Below are 21034 nucleotides of genomic sequence, written 5' to 3' on the forward strand. Positions count from 1 at the left end.
CGTGCAGGGTGCGGCGGCGGGCGTCCGCGCCGGGTGGGGGGGGGCGGCGGGCGGGGGCGGCGCCGCGGCACCGTCCGACGGACCTACTTCAGCTCGACGAACAGCGAGTGCGTCTCGGTGTCGCCGATGTTCTCCCCGGTGTGGGTCTGGGCCGGCACCCAGCCGGCCTCGTGCCGGCTCTTGTCGACCTCGACGGTGCGGCCGTCCACGGTGAGCCGCCTGCGGAAGGTGCTCAGCGGGATGATCACCATGTCCGGGTGGGCGTGCTCGGCGGTCCGGTCGCCGGGGCGGTCGCGGTACTCGAGCACCCGGACCCGGTCGTTCTCGAAGACCACCGAGTAGAAGTCCGGGTCGGTGCAGACGGGGTCGAGGCTCATGGCCGCTCCTTCATGGGACTGAAGTACCATGAAGGACAGTAGAGTACCGTGACGACTGATGGCAACGCCCTACGAGCAGACCGGCCGGCGCAACCAGAAGGCGCGCACCCGCCAGGCCCTCGTCACCGCGGCGCGCCTGCTGCTGGCCCGCGGGGTGACGCCCACCGTCGAGGCGGCCGCCGAGGCCGCGGCGGTGTCGCGGACCACCGCCTACCGCTACTTCCCCAACCAGGGCGCCCTGGTCGTCGCCGCCCACCCCGAGATCGACCGGGCCTCGCTCCTGCCGGCGCGGGGCGCTCCGACCGACCCGCGCGAACGGCTCGACCTGGTGGTCCGGGAGGCGACCCGCATCGTGGTCGACTGGGAGGCCCAGCTGCGCGCCTCACTGCGGCTGTCCCTGGAACCGGGGGCCGACCCCACCGCTCCGGTGCTGCGCCGCGGCCGCGTCATCGGCTGGATCTGCGAGGCCCTGGAGCCGCTGGCCGCCACCCACCCCGACCTCGACCGGCGGGCGCTGGCCGTCGCGATCCGCGCGGCCACGGGCATCGAAGCCTTCGTCTGGCTGGTCGACGTGGCCGGCCTGACCCGCGACGAGGCCCTCGCCTCGCTCCGGTGGACCGCGCGGGCGCAGCTGCACGCCGCGCTGCAGATCGGCGGCCCTACGCCGGCAGCCGGGTCAGCTTCTCGGGGTTGAGCACGCCGTAGATGCCGATGATGCGGCCCTCGCGCAGGGCGAAGGCGTTCACCGCGATGGCGGAGCGGCCGGCCGGGCCGATGGTGCCCGGCTCGCCGTTGACCACGACGGGGCGGAAGTCGAGCAGGTGCCGGCCGTAGCGGTCGACCAGGCCCAGCAGCAGTCGGGCGACCTTGTCCGGGCCGGCCACCGGGCGGCGGGCGGCGGTGACGCGTCCGTCGCTGTCGTTGTGGAGCACGACGTCGGGGTGCAGCAGCGCGACCAGGGCGTCCTGGTCGGCCCGGGCCATGGCGTCGGCGAACGCGGTAAGCACCGCGGCGTGCTCGGCGGCGGTGGCGCGCGGTGGCGGGTCGGCGTCGGCCACCGCCCGGCGGGCCCGGGAGGCGTGCTGGCGGGCGGTGGCCTCGGTGCAGCCGAGGATGGCGGCGATGGCGGCGAACGGCGTGTCCATCGCCTCGTGCAGCACGAACGCCACCCGCTGGGCCGGGGTGAGCCGCTCCAGCACGAGCATCGCGGCCATCCGCACGCCCTCGTCGCGCACGACGGCGGTCAGCGGGTCGTCCGGGTCGCCGGTGGTGACCAGCGGCTCGGGCAGCCAGGGGCCGACGTAGCGCTCGCGGCGGACGGCCGCGGAGCGCAGCCGGTCGAGGCAGATCCGGCCGACGACGGTGGTCAGCCAGGCCCGCAGGTCGCGCACCTCGGCGCGGGCGTCGGGGCGCAGGCCGTCCAGCCGGAGCCAGGCCTCCTGCACGGCGTCCTCGGCGTCGGCGAGGCTGCCGGTGATCCGGTAGCCGACGGCCACGAGGTGGGCGCGGTGCTCCTGGAAAGCGCTGGCCTCGACCGACACCCCTCGACGCTAGTACCGATGGCGCACCGCGCACACCCCGGCGTCACCGTGCACAGGTCCTGACGTGTGCACGGTGACCAGCGGGTGTGCGCGGTGCGCCTCAACCGGTGACGGCGGGCGGCGGGTCGGTCGGCAGGGGCTGGCCGGGGCAGGTGCCCAGGACGCCGGCGATGGCGTCCCGTTCGGCCGCGGTCACCCACAGCGCGTACTTGGCCTTCACCGCGACCTGGCGGGCCACGTAGGTGCACCAGAACCGGCGGTTGGGCGGCAGCCAGGTGGCGGCGTCGCTGTCGCCCTTGGACTGGTTGGTGGGACCGTCGGTGGCCATCAGGTTGAGCGGGTCGTTGCCCAGCCGTGCGCGGGTGTCGGCGTCGAGCTGCTGGGCGCCCTTCTGCCAGGCGTCCGACAGCGCCACGACGTGGTCGATCTGCACGTCATCGCTGGTGTCCTGGCCGCGGGTGAAGGGGATCTCGGTGCCGGTGTAGGGGTCGGCGAGCCGGCCGGTGAGGACGACGCAGTCGCGCGTGCCCTCCTTGAAGGTCTCGTCGAGCATGTCGCGGGCGAGGACGTCGTTGCGCTGGTCGCAGCCGTTGCGGTCGATGTCGGCCCAGCGCGACCCGAACCGGTCGCGGTCGTAGCCGGTCTTCGGGGCGCGCCCCTTGACCGCGAGCGAGGCCAGCGCGGTCGCCGCGTCGCCGGTCGGGGCCGCACCGGTCGGGGCAGGGGCGCCGCTGCCGCCCGCGCCCGTGGTGGTGGAGGGGAGCGTGTCGATGAAGTCGGTCAGCTCGCCGCAGCCCGCCGTCGTGACCACCAGCGCGCACGCCACGAGCGCCGCTCGGACCCGTCCCCAGCCCCGCATGGGCGCTCCGTTCTGAGTGGTCAGCACCAGCGGATTCCCAACTCGGTCGGGAACGAAACGGGGGGAGCGGGGCAGCAGAACATGATCGGATTGTCGCGGTCGGTGGCGGCGGGGCGGGCGAGGCGCGCCCGGGGGTCGTCCGAAGGGTGGAGGGACCGCGGCGGATCGGTACCTGCGGCTGAGGCCGGGCACAGGGCCGCGGGGGGAACGTCGTGGCATGGACATCATCACCGCCGTCGGCGCCGTCCTCGGCGTCGCCCTGCTGCTCGTCATGGCCCTGACCCCGCTGCTGCTGGAGCTGCCCGAGCGCCCGCGCGCCCGCCGGTGACGGAGGGCGGGTCGGGGGCGAGCGGCGCGGCATAGACTCTCCCCGTGGCAGGGCGGATCCGGGACAGCGACATCGCCGAGGTCCGGGACCGCACCCGGATCGACGAGCTGATCGGCGAGTACGTGGCCCTGCGCCGGGCGGGCGCCGGCTCGCTCAAGGGGCTGTGCCCCTTCCACGACGAGAAGTCCCCGTCGTTCAACGTCCGCCCCTCGCACGGCACGTTCCACTGCTTCGGCTGCGGGGAGGGCGGCGACGCGTTCGCCTTCGTGCAGAAGGTCGAGGTCATCGGCTTCGTCGAGGCCGTCGAGCGGCTGGCCGACCGGGTCGGCTTCCGGCTCACCTACGAGGGCGGCGGCAGCTCCGTGCAGCGCGACCGGGGCACCCGCTCCCGGCTGCTGGACGCCAACAAGCGCGCCGCCCAGTTCTACGCCGAGCAGCTGCGCACCCCGGAGGCCGCGCCCGCGGTGCAGTTCCTCACCGCCCGCGGTTTCGACTCCGCCGCGGCCGCCACCTTCGGCTGCGGCTACGCGCCCGCCGGCTGGGACGTGCTCACCAAGCACCTGCTCGCGGCCGGGTTCTCGGTCGAGGAGCTGATCAAGGCCGGGCTGGCCAAGGAGGGCCGTCGGGGCCCGATCGACCGTTTCCACCGCAGGCTGCTCTGGCCCATCCGCGACCTCGGCGGCGAGGTCGTCGGGTTCGGCGCCCGGCGGATCTTCGACGACGACGGCATCGAGGCCAAGTACCTCAACAGCACCGACTCGCCGATCTACCGCAAGTCGCAGGTGCTGTTCGGGCTCGACCTGGCCAAGCGCGAGATCGCCAAGCGCCGCCAGGTGGTCGTCGTCGAGGGCTACACCGACGTGATGGCCATGCACCTGGCCGGTGTGCCGACGGCCGTCGCCTCCTGCGGCACGGCGTTCGGCGCCGACCACGTCGCGGTGATCCGCAGGCTCATCGGCGACGACTCGTTCGACCTCGGCGAGGTCATCTACACCTTCGACGGCGACGCCGCGGGCCAGGCCGCCGCGCTCAAGGCGTTCGACGGCGACCAGGCGTTCGCGGCGCAGACGTTCGTGGCGATCGCCCCCGACGGCCAGGACCCGTGCGAGCTGCGCCAGAGCCACGGCGACACGGCGGTGCGCGACCTGGTGGCCCGGCGCGAGCCGCTGTTCGAGTTCGCGATCCGCTCGATGCTGCGCGACCACAACCTCGACACCGCCGAGGGCCGGGTCGCCGCGCTGCAGCGGACGGTGCCGCTGGTGGCCCGCATCCGCCGCGAGGACCTGCGCGACGAGTACGCCCGCCGCCTCGCCGGCTGGACCAGCTGGGACGACATCGCGATGGTGGTGCGCCGGGTGCGCGAGTCGGCCGGTGGCGACGTCGCCGCGGCCGGGCGCGCGCGCCGGGCGGCCCCGCCCGCACCCCCGAAGGACGACCCGCGCCTGCACCTGCAGCGCGAGGCCCTGAAGGCGGCCCTGCAGGTGCCCGCGGTCGCCGGTCCCGCCTACGACGAGCTGCCCGAGCAGGTGTTCACCCACCCGGCGTTCGCCCTGGTGCACCGGGCCGTGCAGGCCGCGGGCGGGGTCTGCGGCGGGCGCGACGGCGGCGCCTGGGTGGAGGCGGTGCAGGCCGAGGCGAACGAGGAGACCCGCAGGCTGGTCACCGAGCTGGCCGTGGAGCCGCTGGAGCTGCCCCGGCGCAACGTCGAGGAGGCCCGCTACATCGGCAGCGTGATCGCCGGGGTGCGGCTGGCGCTGGTCGAGGCCCAGGTCGCCGAGCTGAAGTCGCGGCTGCAGCGGACCAACCCGATGGAGGAGGCCGACACCTACCACCAGATCTTCGGCGACCTGGTGCCGCTGGAGCAGTACCGGATCGCGCTGCGCGAGAAGGCCCTGCGCTGATGGGAGGACCGGGGTGAAGCTCCCGAACCTGTTCCGCAGGCTCGCCGGGCGCGACGGGCTGCCCGAGGGCTTCGCCGGCGCGCTCGACCCCGACGAGCGCGTTCTGGGCGTGGCGACGCTGCAGGGCGGCGACCGCCACCTCGTCGCCACCTCGGTGGGGCTGTGGCTGCCCACCGACGACGGTGCCCGCAGGCTCGGCTGGCACATGGTCAGCAAGGCGACCTGGAAGTCGGGTGCGTTCGTGCTCGTCGAGGCCGTCGAGGCCGAGGAGATCGACGGCGCGGTCCTGCTCACCGACCGGCCCCCCGTCCGCTGGCGGATCGCCCAGCCCGGCAGGCTGCCCGAGGTGGTGCGCGCCCGCGTCGAGGGCTCCATCCGCTCCCGCCACCACCGCGACCTGCCCGGCGGCGGCGCCTGGTTCGTCCAGCGCAAGATCGCCGGCCGCGACGGCATGGTGCTGCAGGTCCGGCCCGACCCGGGCACCGACCTCGACGCCGTCCGCTCGGTCGCCGGGGCGGTCGCGCGCACGCTGGCGGGGCTGGGCCCGACGGCTGATTGACCGGCCCGAACGTAAAACCGTACGCTCGTACTGTGAACGCCGCCGATGACACGGTCTGGGACCCCACCCGCTACCTCGACTTCGGCGACCACCGCTCCCGCCCCTTCCACGACCTGCTCGCCCGCATCGGCGCCACGGCCCCGCGCCGCGTCGTCGACCTGGGCTGCGGTCCCGGCCACCTCACCGGCCTGCTGTCGGCCCGCTGGCCGGACGCGGTCGTCACCGCGCTCGACTCGTCGGCCGAGATGGTCGCCGCGGCCCGGGAGCGGGGGATCGCGGTCGAGCAGGCCGACGTCGTCGGCTGGACGCCCGCCCCGGACACCGACGTCGTCATCACCAACGCGGTCCTGCAGTGGGTGCCCGAGCACCCGCGGCTGCTGCCCGGCTGGCTGGCCGCGCTGCCGTCCGGGGCGTGGTTCGCGCTGCAGGTGCCGGGCAACTCCGCTGCGCCGTCGCACGCGCTGGTCCGCGAGCTGCTGGCGGAGCCGCGGTGGGCGGGGCGGGTGCGGCTGCGGGGGGAGCGGGCCGTGCCCGAGCCCGACGAGTACGCCGACCTGCTCGCCCGCACTGGCGCCGAGGTCGACGCCTGGGAGACGACCTACCAGCACCGGCTCAGCGGCGACGACCCGGTGCTGGCCTGGATCAGCAGCACCGCGCTGCGGCCCGTGCGCGATGCGCTGGACGCCGACGAGTACGCGGCGTTCCGGGCGGAACTGGCGCCGCGTCTGCGGACGGCGTACCCGGCTCGGTCGGACGGCACGACCTGGTTCGCCTTCCGCCGGATCTTCGCCGTCGCCAGGGTGTAACCACCCGCAACGCACCGGTGACGTTCGGGCTGTGCCGGACCTCATGTTCCGCCACCCCGGCGGATCTGATGTTGTGCGTGACAGATCATCGCTACTCGCCCGAGAGCGCTCTCCCCCCGATCGCCTCCGGGCCGACCGGACGCCGGTCGCGGATCCTGCCGACCCTCGCGGCCCTGCTGTGCACGCTGGTCACTTCGGTCGTCCTGACCGGGGGCGAGCGCGGGACCGGCCGCCGCGGCGCCCGCCCCCGCCGAGGAGTGCCCGCCGTGGGTGCAGGTGCCGGTCACCGAGGAGCCGGAGAACGACGGGTACGTCGACGACCGGCACGGGCGGGTGGTGGCGGAGTTGCAGGGGTGCGTCGACGGGACCGGGCGCCCGCCAGTGGTACGGCCGGGCGGTCTACCACCGGTTCGGGCCCGACACAGAGCCCTACCAGCCGGCGGGCATCAAGGTGCGGCTGTACGACTTCTCCGGGGGTGCCACGGCTGCGACACGCTCTGGGAGACGCCCCGGATCCCGGAACCCGGCCCCGGGCTCGCGATCATCGGTGAGCGGTGCCGCCGGTACCGGACCGGTCCTACGGCGTGGACGTCTCCATCAAGTACGTCGACCCGCCCAACCCGTTGTGGTTCCAGACCGGCACCTCCTGTTCGACTCGCCGACGGCCGGCTGACCCCGTCCCGCAGGCCCGTGCGGGCCGTCCTCGGGGTCCTGCGCGGCGAGGCGGGTGCCGCGGTCCTGACCGACGCCCGATGCCGGGGTCACCGGCATCGGGTTCCTCGGGCAGGCCGCGGCCTCCGCCTCCGCCGCGTGGACCCTCCCGCGCCCGACTCGCTACAGGTCGCGGTCGAACGTCACCGGGTCGGTCCCGGTGACCCGGGTGCCGTCCGTGCCGTACTCGCGGTCGGTGACCGGGGTGCCGGTCGGCTCGGCCGCCGCGGCCGGGGTGGCCGTGGCCACTCCCAGCGCGATCGCCAGCCCGGCCAGCACCGCTGCCGTCGTCCTGCGTCCGCTGCTCATGCGTTCCCCCTCGATCGACTGCGCGTGCGCCACGCACGCCCATCGAGCGTGCGGCACCGGGTGCGGGAGGCGCATCCGACGCTCGGAGGCCGGTGCCGGCCACCGGGGGGCGTAGGTGCCGGGCCCGTGCCTCATCCCCGCGCAGTACTGGAAGGGTGGGGTGGTGGATGGGATCGAGGCGGACGTCGAGCGGCGGTTGGTCGAGCTCTGGGCGGGCATCGACGACCACGAGGAGGCGGACTTCCGCGCCCGCATCGACGAGGCTGTCGCCGCCCTCCGGGCCGACCACCCGGTGGCGCTGTTCGAGCGGGCCTGCGCGAACGACTCCACCGGCCGCCCCGACCACGCCGCCCCGCTCTACCGCGAGGCCATCGCCGCCGGCCTGACCGGGATCCGCCGTCGGCGCGCGGTGATCCAGCTGGCCAGCAGCCTGCGCAACCTCGGACGGGCCCGGGAGAGCGTCGAGCTGCTGACGGCGGAGCGCGAGCGCGGCTCCGACGAGCTCGACGACGCCGTCACCGCGTTCCTCGCGCTGGCCCTGGTCGACACCGGCCGGCCCCGCGAGGCCGCCGGCCTCGCGCTCGGCGCACTCGCCCCGCACCTGCCCCGCTACACCCGCTCGCTCGCGGCCTACGCCGCCGACCTGCGGTCGGGCTGACCGTGCGACCGACGGCCCTGGTGACGGGCGCCTCCCGGGGGCTGGGCGCGGAGATCGCGGTCCGGCTCGCCGCGGCCGGGCACCCCGTGGTGGTCAACTACGCCAGCTCGGCCGAGGCCGCGCGGCGCGTCGTCGAGCGGATCACCGCCGCCGGTGGCACGGCCCGGGCCCACCGCGCCGACGCCACCGACGCCGACGAGGTGGCCGCGATGGTGGACGACGTCCGCCGCGACCTCGGCCCGGTCGGAGTCCTGGTGCTGAACGCGACCGGCCCGCAGCCGAAGGTCCCCGCCGACGTCCTGGACTGGCCGGACGTCGAGCGGCACCTGGACTTCTTCGTCAAGAGCCCGGTCCTGCTGCTGCGCGCGGTGCTGCCCGACATGCGCGCGGCCGGCTGGGGTCGGATCGTGCACATCGGCTCCGACGTGGTGCGGCGCCTGCCCCTGGGCAACTCGGCCTACGTCGCGGCCAAGGCCGCCCAGCTCGGGCTGGCCGAGGTGTGGGCGAAGGAGCTGGGCCCGCTCGGCATCACGGTCAACACCGTCGCCCCGGGCTGGATCCCCGTCGAGCGCCACCGCGACGCCGACCCGGACGCCCTCGCCGCCTACGCCGCGGGCGTGCCGCTCGGGCGGATGGGCGAGCCGGGCGACGTGGCCGGCGCGGTGGCGTACCTGGCCTCCGACGCCGCCGGCTTCGTCACCGGTGCCTGGCTGCCGGTGAACGGGGGCAGCACGCTGTCCTGAGCGCCGCTGCCCAGCGCAGCAGCTCGGCGCGATCGTCGGCGCCCGCCGCCGCGTACGGTCGGGACGTGGCCGAGGACCGGGGGCGAGCAGTAGTTTCGTAGCCGGGCGTCGCCGTCAGCCGCTCGCCAGCCGTGGTTCCGTGGGGAGTCCGCCTTGTCCAAGCCCGTCCTGATGACCGTCGACGACGACCCGGGGGTGAGCCGGTCGGTCGCGCGCGACCTGCGCCGCCGCTACGGGCAGGACTACCGGGTCGTGCGCGCCGAGTCCGGTGCCGACGCCCTGGAAGCGCTGCGCGAGCTGGTGCTGCGCGGGGAGCCGGTGGCCGCGATCCTGGCCGACTACCGGATGCCGGGCATGAACGGCATCGAGTTCCTCGAGCAGGCGATGGACGTCGCCCCGCACGCGCGCCGCGCGCTGCTCACCGCCTACGCCGACACCGACGCCGCGATCCAGGCCATCAACGTGGTGGACGTCGACCACTACCTGCTCAAGCCGTGGGACCCGCCGGAGGAGAAGCTCTACCCGGTGATCGACGCCCTGGTGGAGACCTGGCGCGCCATCGGGGAGCGCTCGGTCGAGGAGATCCGGGTGATCGGGCACCGGTGGTCGGCGGAGTGCTTCGCCGCCCGCGACTTCCTGGCCCGCAACCAGGTGCCCTACCGGTACATGTCCGTGGACGACCCGGAGGGCGTGCGGCTGCTGGAGGCCGCGGGCGCCTCGCCGGACGACGTCCCGGTGCTGGTCACCCCGGACGGCAGGGCGCTGACCGCGCCGACGGAGGCGGAGATCGCCGCCGCGGTCGGGCTGACCACCGACCCCGCCACCGACTTCTACGACCTGATCGTCATCGGCGGCGGCCCGGCCGGTCTCGGCTCGGCCGTCTACGGCGCGTCGGAGGGGCTGCGCACGGTGCTCGTCGAGCGCCAGGCCACCGGGGGGCAGGCCGGGCAGAGCTCGCGCATCGAGAACTACCTGGGCTTCCCGGACGGCGTGTCCGGCGCCCAGCTGACCGACCGCGCCCGCCGGCAGGCCGCCAAGTTCGGGGCCGAGGTGCTCACCACCCGCGAGGTCGTCGCGCTGGAGGCGCGCGGGTCGGCGCGGGTCGTCCGGTTCGGCGACGGCACCGAGATCGCCGCGCACGCCGTCGTGCTGGCCACCGGTGTCTCCTACCGCGCGCTGGAGGCCCCCGGCGTCTCCGACCTGACCGGGCGCGGCGTGTTCTACGGTTCCGCGGCCACCGAGGCGCCCGCCTGCAAGGGCCAGGACGTCTACGTCGTCGGCGGGGCCAACTCGGCGGGCCAGGCCGCGGTGTTCTTCTCCCGGCACGCCGCCACCGTCACGGTGCTCGTGCGCGGCTCCAGCCTGGAGGCCTCGATGTCCTCCTACCTGATCAAGCAGCTGGACGCGATCGACAACATCACCGTGCGCACCGGCACCGAGGTCGTCGAAGCGGGCGGCGACGGGCACCTGGAGCGGCTGGTGCTGGTCGACCGGAACAGCGGCGAGCAGGAGGGCGTTAAGGCAGCGTCGATGTTCATCTTCATCGGGGCCGCGCCGCGCACGGAGTGGCTGGACGGTGTGGTCGCCCGCGACGAGCGCGGGTTCGTCCGCACCGGCCCCGACCTGGTGGTGGGTGGGCGGCGACCGCAGGGCTGGACGCTCCCGCGCGACCCCTACCACCTGGAGTCGAGCGTGCCCGGCGTGTTCGTGGCGGGCGACGTGCGGGCGGAGTCGGTCAAGCGGGTGGCCTCGGCCGTCGGGGAAGGCGCGATGGCCGTGACCCTGGTGCACCGTTACCTGTCGGAGCAGTGAGATGACCGAGACGACCGAGACGACCGAGACGACCGAGATCCCCTCCCACCTGACGCCGGACGAGCTGCGCGAGCTGTTCCTGTTCGAGAGCCTCGACGACGAGCAGCTGGCGTGGATCTCGGCGAACGGCGACGTCGTCACCGTGCCCGCCGGCGAGGACATCGTCGTGGAGGGCGAGCCGGCGGACTGCTTCCACGTGCTGCTCAGCGGTTCGATCGCGATGAGCCGCAACATCAGCGGTGAGAACGTGGAGACCACCCGCACCGACTACCGGGGCGTCTACTTCGGGGCGGTGCAGTTCTACCTGGAGGACGAGTCGGCGGCGCTGTACGCGGCGACGGTCCGGGCGATCACCGACGCGACCGTGCTGGCCCTCCCGCGCCCGGAGTTCGCCGCGGCGTTCACCGCCTGGTTCCCGATGGCCCGCCACCTGCTGGAGGGCATGGTCCTGGGGCTGACCAAGAACCACCGGGCGGTCGCCGAGCGGGAGCGGCTGCTGGCGCTGGGCAAGCTGTCGGCGGGCCTCACCCACGAGCTCAACAACCCGGCCGCCGCTGCCGGGCGCGCCGCCGACGCGCTGCGCGACAAGGTCGCCGGGATGCGCCACAAGCTGGGCATGATCGCCGACGGAAAGATCGCCGGTCCGCAGCTGCAGAAGCTGGTCATGGCCCAGGACGAGTTCGTCAAGAAGGTCCGCAACGCGCCCGACCTGAGCCCGCTGGAGGCCTCCGACCGCGAGGACGAGATCAGCGACTGGCTCGACGACCAGGGCATCGCAGGCGGCTGGGACCTGGCCCCGGTGTTCGTGAACGGCGGGCTGGACGTCTCCGACCTGGAGGCGGTGAAGCTGGCCTCGGACTCGGACGTCTTCGAGGGCGCCATCCGCTGGCTGTCCTACACGGTCGAGACCGAGAGCCTGCTGCGCGAGATCACCGACGCGACCGCCCGCATCTCCGACCTGGTGCTGGCGGCCAAGCAGTACTCGCAGATGGATCGCGCCCCGTACCGGATCATCGACGTGCACGAGGGCCTGGACGCCACCCTGGTGATGTTCGGGCGCAAGCTCGGCGAGGAGTCCGGCATCGGGATCGTCAAGGACTACGACCGCTCGGTCCCGCCCGTCCCCGCCTACCCGGCCGAGCTCAACCAGGTGTGGACCAACATCATCGACAACGCCGTCGACGCCATGCACGACTCCGCCGGCGCCACCGGCACCCTCACGGTGCGGACCTGGCGCGACGGTGACTGCGTCGTGGTCGAGATCGGCGACACCGGCCCCGGCATCCCGCCGGACGTCCGGCAGCGGATCTTCGAGCCGTTCTTCACCACCAAGGCGGTGGGCAAGGGCACCGGGCTGGGGCTCGACGTCAGCTACCGGGTGGTGGTCGCCCGCCACCACGGCGACATCCAGGTCGTCACCGAGCCGGGCAACACCCGGTTCCAGGTGCGGTTGCCGATCGCCGAGTCCTGACCCGGTGGCCGTCACCCAGCAGCTGGTCCGGATCGCCGCGGCGCAGCTGACGGTCTGGGAGCACCCGGTGACCGCGCTGGACCCGGCCGCGGTCGCGGACGTGGCCGGGTGGGACTGAGGTCGGGCGCGTAGTCGCGGGTCCGCGCGGGTACCAGCCCGGCATGGGGACGAACCCGACGCCGGGGACGCGCGCGTGAGCACTCCCGAGGTCGACGAGAGGCCCGCTGACGGGGCCGACGAGCAGGGCAGCGGCGAGCAGGCGGTCGAGGACGCGTCCCGGTCCGCCGGTGAGGCCGACCTGCTCGACCGGATCGACGAGCTGCGCATCGAGGACGACCACGACGGCGACCCCGTCCTGCTGATGCCCGACGGCTCCCCGGTGGACACCTGGCGGGAGGGCTACCCCTACCAGGAGCGGCTGCCACGCGAGGAGTACGAACGCACCAAGCGGCTGCTGCAGATCGAGCTGCTCAAGCTGCAGTACTGGGTCAAGTCGACCGGCCAGCGCATCGTCATCCTGTTCGAGGGCCGCGACGCCGCGGGCAAGGGCGGCACGATCAAGCGGTTCACCGAGCACCTCAACCCCCGCGGCGTGCGGGTGGTGACGCTGGAGAAGCCCAACGAGCGCGAGTCGACCCAGTGGTACTTCCAGCGCTACATCGCGCACCTGCCCTCGGCCGGGGAGATCGTGCTGTTCGACCGCAGCTGGTACAACCGCGCGGGCGTCGAGCGCGTGATGGGCTTCGCCGAGCCGCGCGAGTACATGGAGTTCCTGCGGGAGACCCCGGAGCTGGAGCGCATGTTCGTGCGCAGCGGGGTCCACCTCGTCAAGCTGTGGTTCTCGGTGTCGCGCTCCGAGCAGCGCACCCGCTTCGTCATCCGCCGGGTCGACCCGGTGCGGCGCTGGAAGCTCAGCCCGATGGACATCGAGTCGATGGACCGGTGGCGCGAGTACACCGAGGCCAAGGAGGCGATGTTCTTCTACACCGACACCGCCGACGCGCCGTGGACGGTGGTCAAGAGCAACGACAAGAAGCGGGCCCGCCTGGAGGCCATGCGGTTCGTGCTCAGCCGCTTCGACTACGACGACAAGGACCCCGAGGTGGTCGGCGAGCCCGATCCGGCGATCGTCGGGTCGGCTGCGTCGATCTTCGAGGAGGACCAGCAGCAGGGCGGCTACCCGGCCCTGTCCACCGACCGCTGACCCGCCCGGCGCGCCGGGCGGCGCCGGGGACGCCGGGCCGGGATGCTGGGTCGGTGGTCCACTCCGGCGCGGTAGCGCTCGTCACCGGTGCGTCCCGCGGGATCGGGCGGGCGGTCGCCGAGCAGCTCGCGGCGACGGGGGTGACGGTCGCCGCGCAGTACCGCCGGGACCGGGCGGCGGCCGAGGCGCTGCTCGCTGCGCTGCCCGCGGGCGAGCACGTCATGCTGCCCGCCGACGTGGCCGACCCCGATCAGGTCCAGGGGCTCGTCGCGCAGGTGGTGCAGCGCTTCGGCCGGATCGACGTGCTGGTCAACAACGCCGGGGTCTACGAGCCCCACCCGGTACTGGAGACCGGGTACCCGGCCTGGCAGCAGGTGTGGCGGCGGACGCTGGACACCAACCTCGTCGGACCGGCGAACCTGGTGCACGCGGTCGCGCCGCACATGGTGGCAGCGGGCGGCGGGCGGATCATCAACATCACCTCGCGCGGGGCCTTCCGCGGGGAGCCCGGCCACGCGGCCTACGGGGCGAGCAAGGCCGGGTTGAACAGCTTCAGCCAGTCCATGGCGCAGGCCCTCGCGCCGCACGGGATCGTGGTGACGGCGGTGGCTCCGGGCTTCGTGGAGACCGACATGGCCGCGCCCTACCTGCACGGGCCCGACGGCGACACCGTGCGCGCGCAGAGCCCGCTGGGGCGGGCGGCCACCCCGGAGGAGATCGCGCGGGTCGTGGTGTTCCTGGCGTCGCCGGGAGCCGAGTCGATCACCGGGGCGATCGTCGACGTGAACGGCGCGTCCTACCTGCGCACGTGAGACGCCGATCGTGTCGTATATGTCGGTAGACGCTAACGGAAGCATCTGCTAACGTTCGCGCTCACCGACAGATACTCCGTAGGAGGCAGTGATGGCACACCCCGTGGCGTTCTTCGAGGTCCTGAGCCCCGACCACGAGCGCGCGCAGAAGTTCTACGCCGAGCTGTTCGGCTGGACCGTGGACGCCGATCCGGAGATGGGCGGCTACGGCCTGGTCGACACGGGCGCCGGCGAGGGGGCGATCGGCGGGGGCATCGGGCCCGTCGACGAGCCGGGGGAGGCCGGCACGACGATCTACGTCCGCGTCCCCGACCTGGACGCGGCGCTCGAGCGGGCCGCCGCGCTCGGCGGGGCCCGCCTCGTCCCGCCGACCGACCTGCCCGGCGGCTACGGCCGGTTCGCGATCCTGGCCGACCCGGACGGCAACCGCGTCGGGCTCTGGGCCTGAGGCGGTGGGTGACACCGACCCCCCGTCCGGCACGGCACCCGACCCGGGCTCCGAGCACGCCACGGACGAGGCGCTCAAGGCGCTCGCCGAGCCGCGCAGGCGCGCGATCCTGCGCCTGGTGGCGCACGAGGAGCTGCCCGCGGGGCGGATCGCCGAGGAGTTCGAGGTCAGCCGGACGGCGGTCAGCCAGCACCTCGGCGTGCTCAAGTCCGCCGGGCTACTGCACGAGCGCCGCGACGGCACCCGCCGGCTCTACCGGGCCCGACCCGAGGGGCTGGTCGGGCTGCAGAGCTTCCTCGACCAGATGTGGGCGGGCTCCCTGGACACAGCCAGGAGACTCGTCGAGGCCGAACGGGGGATCAGCGATGACGACCAGAGCGCCTCGGCCGGGTAGGCGCGGGCGCCCCGGCCGGGAGGAGGGGCGATGACCGACCGCCGAACCGCGACGGCCCGGACCGTCACCACGCTGCACCGTCCGCCCGTGCGCCAGTCGACGCTGGTCCGCTCCGACGTCCAGCACACCTTCGAGGTCTTCGTCCGCGAGATCGGCGTGTGGTGGCCCCGGCAGCCGTACTCCGCGGGCGGCGACCGGGTCCGCGACGTCACCGTCGAGCCGCACGTCGACGGCCGGGTCTACGAGACATGGGACGACGGCACCGTCCGCGAGTGGGGGCGGCTGCTGGCGTTCCAGCGCCCGCACCGCTTCGCGATGAGCTGGTTGGCCACCCCGGCGCCGACCGAGGTGGAACTGACCTTCACCGCGCTCGGCCCGGCGCTGACCAGGGTCGCGGTCGAGCACCGCGGCTGGGAGGCGCTCAGCGCCGCGCAGCTCGACCAGGACTGCGCGCAGCCCGGCGGCTACGCCGCGGGTGGTTTCCACCGCGGCTGGGCCACCATCCTCGCCGCACTCGCCGGGGCGGCCTCCCCGACGCGGACCCCGACCGACGACCCCCGGGAAGGGGAGCGACCGTGAAGCACGTCCTGTTCTACGAGCTCGCCGAGGGCGCCGTGGGCCTGGCCCAGGAGCACTACCCCGCGCACCGCGAGCGGATCGACGAGTTCCACCGGCGGGGCCTGATGCTGCTGGTGGGGACGTTCTCCGACGCGCCGGTCGGGGCGATGGCGGTGTTCACCACCCGGGAGGCGGCCGAGGAGTTCATGGCCGACGACCCGTTCCTGCGCCACGGCGTCGTCGGCGCGCACCGGGTGCGGGAGTGGGACGAGGTCCTGCAGCCCTGACGGTCGGCCACCGACGGATGGGTACCGCGACATGAACCTGGTGGGGCTCGCGAGCGGCGACGAGCCCCACCACGGTGCTGTCGCCGGGCGTGGCCAGCCGCGCCGCCGCGGGGGAGGGTTCGGCGTCGATGAAGTCGGGCTCCCGGTAGCCGTCCGCCTCGAACGCCGCCCGCACCGCCCGTTCCACCGCCTCGGCCCGGGCCACCGGCACCAGCGCGATCGCCGAGCCGCCGAAGCCGCCGCCGACCATCCGCGCCCCCAGCGCCCCGGCGGCGCGGGCGGTCGCGCAGGCGAGGTCGAGCTCGGCGCAGGAGACCTCGTAGTCCTCGGCGAGGGAGGTGTGGGAGGCGTCGAGGAGGGGGCCGATCTCGGTGACGAGGCCGGCGTCGAGCAGGGCCACCGCCTCCCGGACCCGGCCGATCTCGGTGACGATGTGCCGGCCGCGGCGGGCGAGCCCGGGGTCGAGTGCGGCGAGCTGGTCGAGGGTGGCGTCGCGCAGGCTGGGCAGCCCGAGGGTCTCGGCCGCCTTCTCCACGGCGGTGCGGCGGTTGCCGTACCGGCCGTCGGCGAGGTGGTGGCGGACCTTGGTGTCGATCACCAGCACCTGCAGGCCCGCGTCCTGCGGGTCGAACGGGACCTGGCGGGTGGAGCCGTCGTGGGTGTCGAGCAGGAGCGCGTGCCCCGCGGTGGCCAGCAGGGCCGCGGCCTGGTCCATGCCGCCGGTGGCGGCGCCGACGATCTCGTTCTCGGCCCGGACGCAGGCCGCGGCCAGCTGCCTGCGGCCCTCGGGCGTGCCGCCCAGGCCGAGGCCGAACAGGTCGTCGGCGGCGAGGGCGGTGGCGCACTCCAGCGCCGCCGACGACGACAGCCCGGCCCCGAGCGGGACGGTGTCGGTCACCAGCAGGTCGAGGCCCCGGACGGGGTGGCCGGCGGCGCGCAGCGCCCACAGCACGCCGGCGGCGTAGCCGCCCCAGCCCGCGGGGGAGCCGGTCCCGACGTCGTCGAGGTCGATCTCGACGGTGCCGCGCTCGGCCAGGCTGCGCAGCCGCAGGACGGCGTCGTCGCGGTCGGCGGCGGCGACCACGGTCCGCTGGGCGATGGCGAAGGGCAGGCACAGCCCGTCGGCGTAGTCGACGTGCTCGCCGATCAGGTTCACCCGGCCGGGGGCTGCCCACCGACCGGCGGGCTCGCGCCCGAACTCCGACGCGAAGCCGTTCACCGGGCCGCGTCCCGCAGCCGCTGGGCGATCCGTTCCGGGGTGGTGTCGACGATCCACGCGCCCACCCCCGATTCCGACCCGGCAAGGTACTTGAGCTTGCCCGGCGCCCGGCGCAGCGAGAACAGCTGCAGGTGCAGCCGGGTGAGGTCGCGGCCGGTGCGCACCGGGGCCTGGTGCCAGCCGGCGATGTAGGGCGGGCGCGGGTCGACCGAGAGCGTGTCCGGCCCGTCCGCGGTGTCGAAGAACCGCTCCAGCCTGCGCAGCAGGTCGGGGTAGAGCTCGGCGAGCTCGGCGCGCTCCTCGTCGTCGAGGGCGGCGAAGTCGGGCACCGCGCGGTGCGGCACCAGGTGGGCCTCGACGGGCCAGCGGGCGGCGGCCGGGACGAACGCCGTCCAGCGGGTGCCGTCGAGCACGACGCGGGTGCCCGCCGCGCGCTCGGAGTCGAGCACGTCCTGCAGCAGGTCGCGGCCGGTCCGCCTGCGGTGCTCGGACGCCTGCGTGAGCAGCTGGGAGGTGCGCGGGGTGACGAACGGGTAGGCGTAGATCTGCCCGTGCGGGTGCTGCAGGGTCACCCCGATCTCCAGCCCGCGGTTCTCGAACGGGAACACCTGCTCGATCCCGGGCATCGCGGACAGCTCGGCGGTGCGGTCGGCCCACGCGTCGAGGACGGTCAGCACGCGCTCGGTCGGCAGGTGGGCGAACGCGGCGTCGTGGTCGCTGGTGAAGCAGACGACCTCGCAGCGGCCCACCGCGGGCCGCTGCGGCCACAGCGGGTTGCCGTCGACCTCGGGCGGCACCTCGACGGAGGGGCTGCGCGCGAACGAGGGGAACCGGTTCTCGAACACGACCACGTCGTACTCGGCGGCCGGGATCTCCGACGGCTCCCGGCCGGGCCGCGTCGGGCACAGCGGGCAGTGGTCGGCGGGCGGCAGGAACGTGCGGTCCATCCGGTGCGCGGCGACCGTGACCCACTCGCCGGTGAGCACGTCGTAGCGCATGGTGGAGCCGGTCTGCACCGTCGGCAGGTCGCGCGTGTCCGCGGGCGGCACGCGCTCGCCGATGCTCTCGGCGGTGGCGGGGTCGTCGAAGTAGAACAGCTCGCGGCCGTCGGCCATCCGGGCGGGGGTGCGCGTCATGCCGCGAGCACCAGCCGTTCGCAGCTGCCCTCCAGCGCGTTGCGCGCCTCCACGTCGAGCCCGGTGTCGGTGACCACCACGTCGACCTCGCCCAGCATCGCGATCGTGCTCAGGCCAACCACCCCCCACTTCGAGTTGTCGGCCACCACGGCCACCCTGCGGGCGCTGGCCACCAGCGCCCGGTTGGTCTCGGCCTCGGCCAGGTTCGGTGTCGTGAACCCGGCCTCGGCGTCCATCCCGTGCACGCCCATCAGCAGCCAGTCGACGTGCAGGCGGCGCAGCGCGCCCACCGCGACCGGCCCGACCAGCGCGTCGGACGGCGTGCGCTCGCCCCCGATGAGCACGACGGTGTGGTCCTCGCGGCCGCCGTCGTGCAGCACCTCGGCCACCCGCAGCGAGTTCGTCACGATGGTGAGCCGGGGGATGCCCAGCAGCGCCGACGCCACGGCGTGCGTTGTCGTGCCCGCCGAGAGCGCGACCGAGGCGCCGGGCTCGACGAGCGCGGCGGCGGCCGCGGCGATTGCCTGCTTGGCCGCGGTGTGCAGCACCGCCTTGGCCGCGAAGCCCGGCTCGTCGACGCTGCTGCGCGCGGCCGTCGCCCCGCCGTGCACGCGGGTGACCAGGCCCCGCCCGGCCAGCGCCTCGATGTCGCGGCGGATCGTCATGTCCGACACGCCGAGGCGCTCCACCAGCTCCGAGACCCGCACGCCGCCGGTGGTGCGGACTTCGTCGAGGATGAGCTCCTGCCGCTGGCGCGCCAGCATCTACTCCTCCTCCCGGATCACCGCGGCGTCGCGCGCGGCGACCGTGACCGTACCTGCGGACCCGGCCACCGGCAGGTCACCGGCCAGCAGGTCGACCCCCCGGGTGAACACGGTCACGGGCTCGTCGGTGGGGTTGAGCACGAACACGTACCGCCCGCGGCGCACCACCTCGACGCCCGGCGCGGGCGGCTCGAAGCGGGCCGCGCCCGCCTCGCGGGCGATCCGGTCGGCCAGCGCGGTCGTGGCGGCCTCGTCGGGGCGCGTCGCGAGGTACCAGGCCACGCCCCCGCCGACCGCCCGCCGGGTGAGGGCAGGGCCGCCGGGGCGCGGTCCGTCGGCGAACCGGGAGACGACCTCGGCGTCGGGCGCGGTGACGACCTCGGCCCACAGGTCGGCGCGGCTGCCGTCGTCCAGGGTCACGGTCGCGCCGGGCAGCAGCGGCGCGAACTCCTCGACGCGCACGCCGAGCAGGTCGCGGAAGGCGCCGGGGTAGCCGCCGAGGCGGACGTGGTCGTGGCCGTCGACGATCCCGGAGAAGTAGGTCACCAGCGCGTGCCCGCCGCCCTCGACGTACGCCGCCAGCCCGGCCGCCGCCGCGTCCGAGCACAGGTAGAGCGTCGGCACGACGACCAGCCGGTAGCCGGACAGGTCCGACTCCGGGTGCACGACGTCGACGGTCGCGCCGAGCCCGGTCAGGGCGCGGTGCCAGCGGTGCGCGGCGTCGGGGTAGCGCAGCTCCGCGCTGGGGTGCGAGTCGAGGTCGCAGGCCCACCAGGCGTCCCAGTCGAACAGCACGGCCACGTCGGCCCGCACCGGGCTGCCGGCCACCTCCCCGAGCACGGCCAGCGCCGCGCCCAGCGCCGCGACCTCCCGGAAGCGCTCGGAGTCCGGTCCGGCGTGCGGGACCAGCGCGGAGTGGTACTTCTCGGCACCGGCCCGCGAGGCCCGCCACTGGAAGAACCCGACGGCGTCCGCGCCCCGGGCGACGTGGCGCAGCGAGTCGAGCAGCAGCTCACCGGGGCGCTTGGCCACGTTGACCGGCTGCCAGTTCACCGCGGAGGTCGCCGACTCCATCAGCAGCCACGCCCGCCCGCCCGCGACCCCGCGGGTGAGGTCGTCGGTGAAGGCCTGCTCGGCGCGCGGGTCGGCCAGCCGGTGGTCGAGGTAGTGGTCCTGGGAGACGACGTCCTGGTCGGGCGCCCAGCGGAAGTAGTCCTGCTCGCTCTGGTGGGTGCTGACCATGAAGTTGGTGGTCACCGGGACGGTCGGGCTCAGCTCGCGCAGGACGTCGCGCTCGGCGCGGTGGTAGTCCAGCAGCGCGTCGGAGCTGAACCGGGCGAAGTCGAGCTGCTGGGTCGGGTTGGGCACGGCCGGGGTGACCCGCGGCGGCAGCACCTGCTCGAACGACGTGTAGTGCTGCGACCAGAACGCGGTGCCCCACGCCCGGTTCAGCTCGTCGACGTCGCCGTAGCGCTTGGTCAGCCAGTCGCGGAACGCCGCCGCGCTCACGTCGCACCAGCAGCGGCCGTTGTGGCAGCCGAGCTCGTTGCTGACGTGCCAGAGCCGGACGGCCGGGTGCCCGCCGTAGCGCCGCGCCATCTCCGCGACCAGGCGCAGCGCGTGCTCGCGGAACACCGGCGAGCTCGGGCACCACGACTGGCGGCTGCCCGGCCACAGCGTCCGGCCGTCGGCGTCGACGGGCAGGACCTCCGGGTGCGCGGTGGTCAGCCAGGGCGGCGGCGCGGCGGTGGCCGTGGCCATGTCGACCGCGATGCCGCCCTCGTGCAGCAGCCCGAGCACCTCGTCGAACCAGCCGAAGTCGAAGCGCCCCGGCTCGGGCTCGAGCAGCGCCCAGGAGAACACCCCGAGCGTGACGAAGCCGAGGCCGGCCTCGCGCATCAGCGCCACGTCCTCGCGCCACACCTCGGGCGACCACTGCTCCGGGTTGTAGTCGCAGCCCATCGCGATCCCCGGGAACGGGAACTCGAACACGTCTCACCCCTCGGTCGGCACCGCGGCCCGCGGAAGATCACGGGCACCGGCAGCATGCACGATGCGGGAGCGGGGCTGTTGGAGTCAACACGTTCCAACAGGGGTTCGGCCGGACGCCAACAACACCCAACACCAGGACGGCTGA

Annotated in this window: 22 protein-coding genes; 14 read left to right on the forward strand and 8 right to left on the reverse strand. The window is 74.5% G+C overall.

Translation table 11 applies throughout. The features are described from left to right. Window positions 1–83 precede the first annotated feature (83 nt). Entirely contained in the window at window positions 84–377 is a 294-nt protein-coding gene (locus tag KDL28_RS16810; protein WP_252439669.1) for a cupin domain-containing protein, read from the reverse strand. A 58-nt stretch (window positions 378–435) separates the two neighbouring features. Here KDL28_RS16810 and KDL28_RS16815 point away from each other — a divergent pair, with 58 nt between their 5' ends. After that, window positions 436–1071, forward strand: coding sequence for a TetR/AcrR family transcriptional regulator (locus tag KDL28_RS16815; protein ID WP_252439671.1), 636 nt, complete (start codon window positions 436–438; stop codon window positions 1069–1071). On the opposite strand, the gene sigJ is transcribed toward KDL28_RS16815, so the two are convergent. Further along, on the reverse strand, window positions 1037–1918 hold the full coding sequence (gene sigJ / locus KDL28_RS16820) for an RNA polymerase sigma factor SigJ (RefSeq protein ID WP_252439673.1): 882 nt from the start codon (window positions 1916–1918) through the stop codon (window positions 1037–1039). The genes KDL28_RS16815 and sigJ overlap by 35 nt on opposite strands. Before the next feature lie 100 nt (window positions 1919–2018). Further along, window positions 2019–2777: an HNH endonuclease family protein gene (locus KDL28_RS16825; RefSeq protein ID WP_252439675.1), complete on the reverse strand. Its 759-nt coding sequence runs from the start codon at window positions 2775–2777 to the stop codon at window positions 2019–2021. A 372-nt stretch (window positions 2778–3149) separates the two neighbouring features. On the opposite strand from KDL28_RS16825, the gene dnaG reads away from it, so the two are divergent. Genes dnaG through KDL28_RS16840 form a run of 3 tightly spaced genes read left to right on the forward strand, consistent with a single transcriptional unit; the run spans window position 3150 to window position 6371 of the window. Next, window positions 3150–5006: a DNA primase gene (gene dnaG, locus KDL28_RS16830; protein ID WP_252439677.1), complete on the forward strand. Its 1857-nt coding sequence runs from the start codon at window positions 3150–3152 to the stop codon at window positions 5004–5006. 13 nt (window positions 5007–5019) lie between these two features. Beyond that, window positions 5020–5565 (forward strand): hypothetical protein, encoded by a 546-nt coding sequence (locus KDL28_RS16835; RefSeq protein ID WP_252439679.1) that lies wholly within the window; start codon window positions 5020–5022, stop codon window positions 5563–5565. A gap of 32 nt (window positions 5566–5597) precedes the next feature. Next, a complete protein-coding gene (locus KDL28_RS16840) occupies window positions 5598–6371 on the forward strand; it encodes a trans-aconitate 2-methyltransferase (protein WP_252439681.1) in 774 nt (257 codons plus the stop codon). Window positions 6372–7205: 834 nt separating this feature from the next. Here KDL28_RS16840 and KDL28_RS16845 read toward each other — a convergent pair. Then, window positions 7206–7391: a hypothetical protein gene (locus KDL28_RS16845; protein ID WP_252439683.1), complete on the reverse strand. Its 186-nt coding sequence runs from the start codon at window positions 7389–7391 to the stop codon at window positions 7206–7208. Window positions 7392–7554: 163 nt separating this feature from the next. Here KDL28_RS16845 and KDL28_RS16850 point away from each other — a divergent pair, with 163 nt between their 5' ends. The 10 genes from KDL28_RS16850 (at window position 7555) to KDL28_RS16895 (ending at window position 15778) form a co-directional block, all read left to right on the forward strand. Further along, a complete protein-coding gene (locus KDL28_RS16850) occupies window positions 7555–8049 on the forward strand; it encodes a tetratricopeptide repeat protein (RefSeq protein ID WP_252439685.1) in 495 nt (164 codons plus the stop codon). A gap of 2 nt (window positions 8050–8051) precedes the next feature. Then, a complete protein-coding gene (locus KDL28_RS16855; protein ID WP_252439687.1) occupies window positions 8052–8792 on the forward strand; it encodes an SDR family NAD(P)-dependent oxidoreductase in 741 nt (246 codons plus the stop codon). A gap of 153 nt (window positions 8793–8945) precedes the next feature. Beyond that, window positions 8946–10604 carry an FAD-dependent oxidoreductase gene (locus KDL28_RS16860; protein WP_252439689.1) on the forward strand — a complete coding sequence of 553 codons (1659 nt, stop codon included), beginning with the start codon at window positions 8946–8948 and terminating at the stop codon, window positions 10602–10604. Between the two features lies 1 nt (window position 10605). Then, window positions 10606–12075 carry an ATP-binding protein gene (locus tag KDL28_RS16865; protein WP_252439691.1) on the forward strand — a complete coding sequence of 490 codons (1470 nt, stop codon included), beginning with the start codon at window positions 10606–10608 and terminating at the stop codon, window positions 12073–12075. A 193-nt stretch (window positions 12076–12268) separates the two neighbouring features. After that, on the forward strand, window positions 12269–13279 hold the full coding sequence (ppk2, locus tag KDL28_RS16870; protein WP_372496994.1) for a polyphosphate kinase 2: 1011 nt from the start codon (window positions 12269–12271) through the stop codon (window positions 13277–13279). Window positions 13280–13332: 53 nt separating this feature from the next. Next, window positions 13333–14091: an SDR family NAD(P)-dependent oxidoreductase gene (locus tag KDL28_RS16875; protein ID WP_252439693.1), complete on the forward strand. Its 759-nt coding sequence runs from the start codon at window positions 13333–13335 to the stop codon at window positions 14089–14091. Window positions 14092–14182: 91 nt separating this feature from the next. Continuing rightward, a complete protein-coding gene (locus KDL28_RS16880) occupies window positions 14183–14539 on the forward strand; it encodes a VOC family protein (protein ID WP_252439695.1) in 357 nt (118 codons plus the stop codon). Window positions 14540–14543: 4 nt separating this feature from the next. Continuing rightward, a complete protein-coding gene (locus KDL28_RS16885) occupies window positions 14544–14933 on the forward strand; it encodes an ArsR/SmtB family transcription factor (protein WP_252439697.1) in 390 nt (129 codons plus the stop codon). Window positions 14934–14963: 30 nt separating this feature from the next. Further along, entirely contained in the window at window positions 14964–15512 is a 549-nt protein-coding gene (locus tag KDL28_RS16890) for an SRPBCC domain-containing protein (RefSeq protein ID WP_252439699.1), read from the forward strand. Next, window positions 15509–15778 (forward strand): YciI family protein, encoded by a 270-nt coding sequence (locus KDL28_RS16895; protein WP_252439701.1) that lies wholly within the window; start codon window positions 15509–15511, stop codon window positions 15776–15778. The genes KDL28_RS16890 and KDL28_RS16895 overlap by 4 nt, the downstream gene beginning before the upstream one ends. Here the strand turns inward: KDL28_RS16895 and galK are convergent. The 4 genes from galK to KDL28_RS16915 are packed head-to-tail and all read right to left on the reverse strand — an operon-like array spanning window position 15696 to window position 20889. Beyond that, window positions 15696–16997, reverse strand: coding sequence for a galactokinase (galK, locus tag KDL28_RS16900; protein WP_252439703.1), 1302 nt, complete (start codon window positions 16995–16997; stop codon window positions 15696–15698). The two genes, KDL28_RS16895 and galK, sit on opposite strands and share 83 nt — an antisense overlap. Then, entirely contained in the window at window positions 16994–18133 is a 1140-nt protein-coding gene (galT, locus tag KDL28_RS16905) for a galactose-1-phosphate uridylyltransferase (RefSeq protein ID WP_252439705.1), read from the reverse strand. The genes galK and galT overlap by 4 nt, the downstream gene beginning before the upstream one ends. Then, window positions 18130–18897, reverse strand: a complete 768-nt coding sequence (locus tag KDL28_RS16910; protein WP_252439707.1) for a DeoR/GlpR family DNA-binding transcription regulator — start codon at window positions 18895–18897, stop codon at window positions 18130–18132. The genes galT and KDL28_RS16910 overlap by 4 nt, the downstream gene beginning before the upstream one ends. Beyond that, window positions 18898–20889 (reverse strand): beta-galactosidase, encoded by a 1992-nt coding sequence (locus tag KDL28_RS16915; protein WP_252439709.1) that lies wholly within the window; start codon window positions 20887–20889, stop codon window positions 18898–18900. Window positions 20890–21034: the final 145 nt, after the last annotated feature.

Origin of the sequence: Pseudonocardia humida, from assembly GCF_023898865.1 — a bacterium.
Classification (GTDB): Bacteria; Actinomycetota; Actinomycetes; order Mycobacteriales; family Pseudonocardiaceae; genus Pseudonocardia; species Pseudonocardia humida.

Coding starts and splice junctions, on each gene's coding strand:
- KDL28_RS16810 (WP_252439669.1), bottom strand. CDS start 377: ATGAGCCTCGACCCCGTCTGCACCGACCCGGACTTCTACTCGGTGGTC.
- KDL28_RS16815 (WP_252439671.1), top strand. CDS start 436: ATGGCAACGCCCTACGAGCAGACCGGCCGGCGCAACCAGAAGGCGCGC.
- KDL28_RS16825 (WP_252439675.1), bottom strand. CDS start 2,777: ATGCGGGGCTGGGGACGGGTCCGAGCGGCGCTCGTGGCGTGCGCGCTG.
- KDL28_RS16845 (WP_252439683.1), bottom strand. CDS start 7,391: ATGAGCAGCGGACGCAGGACGACGGCAGCGGTGCTGGCCGGGCTGGCG.
- KDL28_RS16865 (WP_252439691.1), top strand. CDS start 10,606: ATGACCGAGACGACCGAGACGACCGAGACGACCGAGATCCCCTCCCAC.
- KDL28_RS16880 (WP_252439695.1), top strand. CDS start 14,183: ATGGCACACCCCGTGGCGTTCTTCGAGGTCCTGAGCCCCGACCACGAG.
- KDL28_RS16890 (WP_252439699.1), top strand. CDS start 14,964: ATGACCGACCGCCGAACCGCGACGGCCCGGACCGTCACCACGCTGCAC.
- galT (WP_252439705.1), bottom strand. CDS start 18,133: ATGACGCGCACCCCCGCCCGGATGGCCGACGGCCGCGAGCTGTTCTAC.
- KDL28_RS16910 (WP_252439707.1), bottom strand. CDS start 18,897: ATGCTGGCGCGCCAGCGGCAGGAGCTCATCCTCGACGAAGTCCGCACC.